The sequence below is a fragment of the Pantoea sp. ME81 genome (assembly GCF_903970985.1).
Lineage (GTDB): Bacteria > Pseudomonadota > Gammaproteobacteria > Enterobacterales > Enterobacteriaceae > Pantoea > Pantoea communis.
Genome location: NZ_CAJCKS010000192.1, coordinates 1 through 8,514, shown reverse-complemented (window position 1 = coordinate 8,514; position 8,514 = coordinate 1). Strand labels below are relative to the sequence as shown.

Here is an 8,514-nt window from a genome sequence, read left to right as displayed (position 1 = left end):
TCAATCAACATATTGCCAGGCCCGGTATCAAAGCCACGCACAGGCTGACCGGGGATCAATAATGACAGATTGGCAATACCGCCAATGTTGAGCACCATGCGCCGTTCAACGCTGTCCATCAGCAGCGCCTGATGGAACGCGGGAACCAGTGGCGCGCCTTGTCCGCCTAAGGCCATGTCGCGACGACGAAAATCGGCCACCACGGTAATTCCCGTGGCGGCGGCGATTTGATTGCTGTCCCCAATCTGTAGCGTATTCGGGGTGTCGCTCTGCGGCTCATGCCACACGGTCTGACCATGACAACCTATTGCCATGATGTCGCTGGCTTCCAGCGATTGCTGCTGCATTAGCGTTAACACCGCTTCGGCAAATAGCTTGCCCAGCCGTGTATCCAGTTGGCCGAGTTGCGACAGCGTCAGCGATTGCCCCTGACAGATTGCCAGCACCTGTTGCCGAATCTCCTGCGGCATCGGGTGACAATAGCTGGCCTGCTGCGCGACCATATGATTATCAATCACCGCCAGTACCACATCGACACCGTCGAGGCTGGTGCCGGACATCACACCAATATAGCGTCCTGATTTCATAGCGGTTCCTTACTCACGCGCGAGTCTTCAATTCGATTCTGTTTAGCCTGGCAAATATCAGCGGCTAATTCTATGATAAAATTCCGCTTTTCAACCGCACCGCACACGGCATTTCAGCGATAAAATATTTTCAGCACGAAATTGAATTTTTGTTGAGGGGCAATGGTCTATCCTTCGCCTCAGCCGCGTAATATTTGGACATAGAGTCAATTGCCAGCTTTCTGTCTTATACTCTTGCTGTAGAGGACGAGAACATGGCGTTTTTTTGCATTAAGGAGCTTTCTGATGATTAAGCGTTTTGTAGCCGTGGCACTGACCGGCCTGACGCTGGCAGGTTGTGTCAGCAATGACACCCTTTCCGGTGATGTGTATAGCGCCAATGAAGCCAAACAAGTACAAAGTGTCTCATACGGTACTCTGGTGTCGGTTCGCCCGGTTAAAATCCAGGGTGGCGATGAAAATAACGTGATTGGCGCGATTGGTGGTGCGGTGCTGGGTGGTTTCCTCGGTAACACCATTGGTGGCGGCACCGGTCGTAGCCTGGCCACAGCAGGCGGTGCGGTACTTGGCGGCGTAGCAGGCCAGGGCGTGCAGGGTGCGGTCAACAAGTCTGACGGTGTTGAGCTGGAAATCCGTAAAGACGATGGCAACACCATTATGGTGGTGCAGAAGCAGGCCGCAACCCGTTACTCAGTGGGTCAGCGCGTCGTCATGGCGTCGAATGGCAGCCAGGTGACCGTTTCACCACGTTAAGCGAACAGATAAAAAAAACCGACGCCAGCGCGTCGGTTTTTTTATTTCTCGCGGTTTTGGAACTCGAGAATGTTTTTTTCCAGTCGAGCAATCAGCGTGACCATTTGATTAATCTCTTCAAGGCTGATGCCCGAAAGGATGTCATCGCGGGTCGCATCAATCACATTTTCAACCTGCTCGATAATCGGCTCGGCCTGCTTCGTCAACTTAATGCGTTTGGCACGACGGTCGTTAGCACAGGTGGCACGCGTGATGAGTCCCTTCTCTTCCAACTGATCCAGCGTACGCACCAGCGAAGGTTGTTCAATACCAATGGCTTTGGCCAGCTGGATCTGCGACTGCTCTGGCGGAAGTTGATGAATATTGTGTAACGTCACCCAATGCGTTTGTGTCAACTCAAGCGGCTTCAAACGCTGGTCAATCAAGGCACGCCAGATGCGTACCAGCCGAGACAGGTCTGTACCGAGGGGCGTATCCATTTCATCTCCTTATAATTAGCTTGCTAGCTATCAAGCCAGATTTTACACTATTCTGCGAGTTTACAGGACAAATTACAAATCCCAGGCCAGACGGCACGCTCTCTTCTACGCTAGTTTGAGAGAGAACCTGGGACAATGAAGGATGAAGACACGTGTCCATTACCGCACTTTCCGCCACCGCTCCGCTTACCGACCTGGTATTTGGTGCCTCGCTGTTCTTTCCGCCGCTGTTTAAAGCTGTGCTGCTGGGTTTCTTTTTCTGGTTACTGATTCACCCGTTGCTGCGCGGCTGGATGTACTCCGGCGACATCTGGCATCCCACCTTAATGGATCTTTCCCTGTTTGTTCTGTGCGTCACTGGCGCACTGTGGATACTGAGCCTCGGATAAATCACCATGAAATTCAACCCTTTTAAATACTTTTCAACACTGGTGGTGTTTGCCCTGGCCCTGATTGCCGGCTGGTGGATGTGGAACTACTACATGCAGTCACCGTGGACACGTGATGGCAAAGTGCGCGCTGAGCTGGTGGATATCACACCGGAAGTGTCTGGCCGCATCATTGATCTCAAGGTGCATGACAACCAGTTTGTGCATAAAGGTGACATCCTTTTAAAGATCGATCCCGTGCCCTGGCAAATTGCGCTGGATAATGCGGATGCCCAACTGGCGAAGGCGCAATCCGATTTGGCCAAAGCCCAACACGAAGCCAATCGCCGTGCCAGCCTGCCACGTAATGTGATCTCAGCAGAAGATATGGATGCCGCACGACTGACAGCGAACGCCGCCGCAGCAACGGCTAAAGCGGCACAGGCGAGTCTGGATCAGGCGCGCTGGAATCTGCAACAAACCACCCTTACCGCGCCCACCGACGGTTGGATCAGCAACCTGACGCTGCGTCCCGGCAACTACGCCACCGCCGGAACACCGTTGTTCGCCCTGGTGGATAGCCACTCCTATTATGTGATGGGCTATTTCGAAGAGACCAAACTGCGTCACATTCAGCCCGGCGCCGACGCGCAAATCGTACTCTACAGTAATGGCACTCGCTTACAGGGAAAAGTGGAGAGTATCGGGCGCGCTATTTACGATCAGAGCGTTTCAACCGATGGCGGTTTAGTGCCAGACATCAAACCCAACGTGCCTTGGGTGCGCCTGGCACAGCGTGTGCCGGTACGCATTCGTTTGGATGCGATCCCTGATGATGTTCCGCTCGTGGCGGGCACCACCTGTACGATTTCCATCGCACATTGAGGCCGTCATGAATCTGCAGTGGCTGGCCTGGCAAAATCTGCCGTGGATTAAAGCAACCGGCGGCGAATGGCGCTATGCCTTGCGTAATGCGATTGCGATGTGTCTGGCGCTCACCATCGCCTATGCGCTGCAACTGGATGAACCCTATTGGGCGATGACCTCCGCCGCCGTGGTGAGTTTTCCCACCGTGGGCGGTGCGATCAGTAAAAGTCTGGGGCGTATTGTCGGCAGTCTGCTCGGTGCCACCGCCGCGCTGCTGATTGCCGGGCATACGCTCAACGAACCCTGGCTATTTGCCTTTTTTATGGCCGGCTGGCTGGCGTTTTGTACCTGGATCGCCAACCACTATCAAAACAATGTCGCCTACGCATTCTCTCTGGCCGGGTACACCGCAGCGATCATTGCCTTTAGCAGCGTCAATATTACCGATGTGACCCAATTGTGGGATATCACTCAGGCGCGCGTTTGCGAGGTGATTTCAGGCATTTTATGTGCCGGACTGATGATGATGGTTTTGCCCAGTACATCAGATGGCAACACCTTGATGACTTCACTGCGGCAGATGCACGCCCGTCTGCTCGACCATGCAGTTTTACTGCTGCAACAAAGCAGTACTGATAACGTGCGCACCGCGCATGAGAATGTCATCAGCCAGATTCTCACTATGAACTTGCTGCGTATTCAGGCCTTCTGGAGCCATTACCGCTATCGCCGTCAGAACAACGTGCTTAACTATGTTTTGCACCAGCAGTTGCGCCTGACCAGCGTTCTCTCCAGCCTGCGCCGCATGCTGCTGAACTGGCCGGATGCACCACCGGAACTCTACACCGCCATTCAACAGTTGTTACACGAACTCGCATTGCCGCAGTGTGATAAATATCGTCTGGCGCGCATACTGCGTAGCGTAACACCGGAAGCCACCGGCGATTATCGTCAGCGCGCGTTTGTTCAGCGTTTACGTTATTTCTGCTGGGTTTACCTCAACGTTAATCGCTGGATACGTTTGATTGAGCGCGCAGACGCCGATACGCGCTTTCTACCGCCAAAAGTGCCCTCTCTGGCACGTGAAAGCGACAGCGCTGAAGCCGGCTGGAGTGCGTTGCGCACCTTTAGCGTGATCATGCTGGGCTGTGCTTTCTGGATTGGCACACAATGGGATGCGGGTGCGGCAGCCCTGACGCTAACCGCGATTGCCTGCGTACTCTACTCTTCCGCTCCCTCTCCCAGCGGCAGCGTGTCATTGTTGCTGAAAACCCTGCTATGGCTGTCGGTGTTTAGTTTTCTGCTGCAATACGGTTTGATGGTACAAATCAGCGCCCTGTGGCAATTTCTGCTGGTGCTGTTTCCGCTGCTGATCACCTTGCAACTGTTTAAGCTGCAGCAGAAAAAACGCGCGGGGATGTGGGGACAATTTATTGTGTTTATGGGTTCATTTATTGCCGTTACCAACCCGCCAGACTGGGATTACCAAAGCTTTCTCAACGATAATCTGGCCAAAGTGTGTGGCGTGCTGCTGGCATGGATGGCTTTTCAGGTACTGCGCCCCAGCTCCGATGCGCGCCGTAGCCGCAGGCATATTCGCGCGTTACGCCATGCATTTCTTGACCAGCTGCGACGCCATCCACGTCTCAGCGAAAGCCACTTTGAATCGCAGATCTACCATCACATTAGCCAGCTGAGTAGTAGCCGTGATGAACAAGCGCGTGTCTGGTTACTGCGCTGGGGCGTGGTGCTGCTCAACTGTTCTCATATTGTCTGGCAATTACGCGAATGGCGGCCAGCCTCAGTCACTCTGGCGCAAATGCGCGATAGCAGTTTGCAGGATCTGCAACGGATTATGAGCCTGCGCGGCGTGCGTCATACTTCGTTGCAGGCCACGCTGGATGAGCTGGAAGGGATGATTGCGCAACTGCAGCAGCAGCCTGATAGCGAAGCCAATACGCTGGCGGGCATTTTATGGCGCCTGCGCTGCTCGTTAGCACAGTTAAGTCAGGCGGTGCCTGATTAATTACTGGCAATATTGTGTGGTCTGGCGGTTAAAATCGTCCTGCAACTGCTGCAAGGTTTTGTGCCCTTCAAAACGGGTTTTGTCTTGCTCGGTCATCGGCTCAATCACCAGGTATCGCTCCTCATACGAATAAATAAAGCGACGATCGAGAAACGTGCCGGTGAAACTTTTCCCCCGGATTGAGCCGCAAACCGTGGTTAACGTGCGGTGAAAAAACTCGGTGTGCAGGAAATTGGTTTCGGTGGCGCTGCGCAGCACATTCTGACAGCCCTGAGCCTGTAACTGTTCGAGCGTGTGCGGGGTAAGCCACTCCCGTCCGCGAGCGATATCTTCACAACTTGCACGCAGCGGGTTGGTATCAATGGTGCGCTGTAACTGGCGGCTGGTGTCTAACCTCAACTGCGTTTCGTTGGGTTGATCACATCCCGCGAGTAATACACATAACAGCAAAATACCACGCGTTTTCATTCCTGCCCCTGAGAGGTTTTATTCCTGAATCAACATCATAGGACGGATAGCGTGCGGAGTGTAGCGGGAAAGTGGGTCAGAATTTTTCCGGCAGTGAAAAGATGCAGACGGCAGATTGCCTGCCGCCTGAGAGTTTAAATCACACCGCAGGCAAATCGGGCACCGCCTCCCCCTAACGGTTGCGGATGATCTGCATGATTATCGCCACCCACATGAACCATTAATGCCTTCCCTTTCACTTCGCTCAGCGATTTTATACGCGGCGCCACCACCGGGTAATCGGCCTTGCCATCGTCAGTGACATACAGAGCAGGCAGATCGCCCAAGTGACCCTCTGCGTAAGGCCCGAGATGTTTGCCGGTGTTTTGTGGATCCAGATGTCCACCCGCTGCGCCGGCCGCAACAGTTTTGCCATCCGATTGACCTGGCTCACAACTGCCTTTGGCATGCACATGGAAGCCGTGAATACCCGGTTTCAGGCCGGTTAGCGCGGGCGCGAACTGCAAACCATATGGCGTTTCACTGATAGTGACTTTACCAATGGCGGCGCCGATACCCTGTGCGGTGACCTCATGCAATGTCACCTCTTCAGAGGCGGCCTGAGCGCCAGCAGCACAGACCAGCGCCAGTGTGGCGATGAGAATTTTTTTCATAACGTCTCCTTACGGTTGAAATGCCCTGTAAGCCTGGACCGGAATAGGCCAGGCTGCCGTAATTTGACGTAGTTTTACGCTTCAGGGCACATCAAAACCGAGTGCCGCTTTGCGAATGCGGAACCACTGCTGACGATCGAGCGTCAGTTGGCAAGCGCCTGCCGCTTCGCTGACGCGCGTGGCTTTACCGGATCCGATGATTGGCAGTGGGCGGCTTGGCAATTTCATCACCCATGCATACACCACCTGTTCAATGCTGCTCGCGCCGATTTCCTGTTTGACCTGCTTAAGCTCATCACGCAGCGGCTGATAATGCGCATCGTTAAACAGACGTCCACCGCCTAAACAGGACCATGCCATCGGGCGGATGCGCACCTGCTGACACTGGTCAAGCGTGCCATCGAGCAGCGTTGACTGTTCCAGCGGAGAGATTTCCAGTTGGTTGGTCACCAGGCTAAACGGCAGGCGAGATTGCAGCAGCGTGAACTGGGAAGCGGTAAAGTTCGACACGCCGAAGTGACGCACTTTGCCGCTCTGATGCAGCGCCATAAAGGCTTCGGCCATTTCATCTGCATCCATTAACGGATCCGGGCGATGAATCAGCAGCAGATCGAGATAATCGGTGTTGAAGTAGCGCAGGGAATTTTCCGCACTGTGCAGGATGTGACTGGCCTCGGTAATGTAATGGCCAATTTTATGTTCCGGTTTGGCGCGTGTTGCAATGCCGCATTTGGTGACAATCTGCAGTTTTTCACGCAGCCCCGGCGCCAGACGCAGCGCCTCGCCAAAAGCGGCTTCACAACCGTAGTTACCATAAATATCGGCGTGATCGACAGTGGTGATGCCCAATGACAGATGATGCTCGATAAAAGCCACTAACTGCTGCGGCGTCATGCCCCACTCCAGCAGGCGCCAATATCCGACGATCAGCGGTGAGAATTGAGGTCCCTGCGGGGCGATAGTTTGCGGTTGTAACATCGGTAAACTCCCTTGAACGCGAAAGCGGAAAGCGAAGCTGGGAGTATAACGGAAAGGCAAATCATCGTTTTCTTAAAACAGTGAGGGTTGTTCCGGATCATGATTCTCATCGACTTTTTGTTGTCGATGCAGGCGCAGCCAGCGTTGGCGACATAACCGCAACACATCACGTTTTTGCGCATCGGTAAACTTCATCCAGTTAAAGCGTTCCTCACGGCTACGCAGACAGCCGCGACAATAGCCGCGCGCATCACTCTGACAGATGCCGCGACACGGGCTGGGAACAGGAAAGAACTCTAATTGCTCGGCCACATCCACTCCGGTTTAACAATAAGCTTTATATTGATAACAGCTTAGTGACATTGTGCAAAGCGTATACGTAGTTCGCCCAGATTTCATCCAGTCGTCACCACGGAAATGGATATTTACCATTGATCTCAGCGCAAAAACCCTTGGTTGGGTACTGTTTAATAAGCGTTAAGGTTTTCCTCATATTGAATTCATACGATTGTCACATTCCATCCTGCTACTGAGTTTTCATGAAATTCCCGAACAAGTTACAGTGCCATGCCAACAGTTTTAATCTGATTGCCGCCCTGTTTTTTACCCTCGTGCTCAACGCCCTGTTTCTACTGCGGGCGTGGGAAATTATCCCTTACGATCGCCTTCACGATTACCTGTTTGCTGCCAGCATTCCGGTGGTGCTGGCCTCTGCGTTCTATCTGATTTTCTCGTTGCTGGCATGGCCCTATGTTCGCAAGCCGCTGCTTATTCTGTTGGTGCTGGCCAGCGCCGCCGCTAACTACTTTATGCACAGCTTCGGTACGGTGATCGACACCAACATGATCGAAAACGTGTTTGAGTCAGATGCTCAGGAAGCTGGAGCACTGATCAGCAGTGGTTATGTGGTGTGGATGATCTTGATGGGGTTGGTGCCCGTCGCCGCCATCTGCATGGTGCGCATTAAAACGGGCCAACGCTGGTGGTGGAGCCTGCTGCAACGCCTGGCCGGGGCGCTGGGTGCGATTTTGCTGATTCTGCTGATGGCGGTGCTGTTCTACAAAGATTACGCTTCGCTGATTCGCAATAATAAAGGGCTGGTGAAAATGATCACCCCGGCCAATATTGTCAGCGGCACCGGTCATTACGTTGATCAGCGTTATCTGCAAGGCAGCCAGGCGTTGGTCAAAATTGGCCAGGATGCCAAAAAAGGCCCGCTGATCGCCGCGGAACCGAAGAAAACGCTGGTGGTATTAGTGGTCGGCGAAACCGGACGTGCTGAGAACTTCTCTCTTGGCGGCTATGCGCGTGAAACCAATCCTGAACTGAAAAAAC

11 protein-coding genes are annotated in these 8,514 nt (G+C 53.6%); 5 read left to right on the top strand and 6 right to left on the bottom strand.

The window, feature by feature from the left end:
• The coding region (locus H7A81_RS23435; protein WP_182058862.1) for an anhydro-N-acetylmuramic acid kinase at positions 1–587 on the bottom strand (587 nt) is incomplete at its 3' end.
• A gap of 285 nt (positions 588–872) precedes the next feature.
• Here H7A81_RS23435 and slyB point away from each other — a divergent pair.
• Positions 873–1,340: an outer membrane lipoprotein SlyB gene (slyB, locus tag H7A81_RS23430; RefSeq protein WP_034821586.1), complete on the top strand. Its 468-nt coding sequence runs from the start codon at positions 873–875 to the stop codon at positions 1,338–1,340.
• Positions 1,341–1,381: 41 nt separating this feature from the next.
• Here the strand turns inward: slyB and slyA are convergent, their stop codons facing one another.
• Positions 1,382–1,819, bottom strand: coding sequence for a transcriptional regulator SlyA (gene slyA, locus H7A81_RS23425; RefSeq protein ID WP_034821588.1), 438 nt, complete (start codon positions 1,817–1,819; stop codon positions 1,382–1,384).
• A 152-nt stretch (positions 1,820–1,971) separates the two neighbouring features.
• On the opposite strand from slyA, the gene H7A81_RS23420 reads away from it, so the two are divergent.
• The 3 genes from H7A81_RS23420 to H7A81_RS23410 are packed head-to-tail and all read left to right on the top strand — an operon-like array spanning position 1,972 to position 5,080.
• Positions 1,972–2,208 carry a DUF1656 domain-containing protein gene (locus H7A81_RS23420; protein ID WP_038647264.1) on the top strand — a complete coding sequence of 79 codons (237 nt, stop codon included), beginning with the start codon at positions 1,972–1,974 and terminating at the stop codon, positions 2,206–2,208.
• Positions 2,209–2,214: 6 nt separating this feature from the next.
• Positions 2,215–3,072 (top strand): HlyD family secretion protein, encoded by an 858-nt coding sequence (locus H7A81_RS23415; RefSeq protein WP_058959762.1) that lies wholly within the window; start codon positions 2,215–2,217, stop codon positions 3,070–3,072.
• Between the two features lie 7 nt (positions 3,073–3,079).
• Positions 3,080–5,080, top strand: a complete 2,001-nt coding sequence (locus H7A81_RS23410) for an FUSC family protein (protein WP_182058861.1) — start codon at positions 3,080–3,082, stop codon at positions 5,078–5,080.
• On the opposite strand, the gene H7A81_RS23405 is transcribed toward H7A81_RS23410, so the two are convergent.
• The 4 genes from H7A81_RS23405 to H7A81_RS23390 form a co-directional block, all read right to left on the bottom strand.
• Entirely contained in the window at positions 5,081–5,548 is a 468-nt protein-coding gene (locus H7A81_RS23405) for a hypothetical protein (RefSeq protein ID WP_034821596.1), read from the bottom strand. It lies immediately after the preceding gene.
• Between the two features lie 134 nt (positions 5,549–5,682).
• Complete coding sequence (gene sodC / locus H7A81_RS23400) at positions 5,683–6,201, bottom strand: superoxide dismutase family protein (RefSeq protein WP_160869822.1); 519 nt, start codon at positions 6,199–6,201, stop codon at positions 5,683–5,685.
• Positions 6,202–6,282: 81 nt separating this feature from the next.
• Positions 6,283–7,179 carry an aldo/keto reductase family oxidoreductase gene (locus H7A81_RS23395; protein WP_182058860.1) on the bottom strand — a complete coding sequence of 299 codons (897 nt, stop codon included), beginning with the start codon at positions 7,177–7,179 and terminating at the stop codon, positions 6,283–6,285.
• A 72-nt stretch (positions 7,180–7,251) separates the two neighbouring features.
• Complete coding sequence (locus tag H7A81_RS23390) at positions 7,252–7,491, bottom strand: DUF1289 domain-containing protein (protein ID WP_034821614.1); 240 nt, start codon at positions 7,489–7,491, stop codon at positions 7,252–7,254.
• A gap of 227 nt (positions 7,492–7,718) precedes the next feature.
• Between H7A81_RS23390 and H7A81_RS23385 the strand changes: the two genes are divergently transcribed.
• A partial coding sequence (locus tag H7A81_RS23385; protein ID WP_182058859.1) for a phosphoethanolamine transferase domain-containing protein occupies positions 7,719–8,514 on the top strand: 796 nt, incomplete at its 3' end.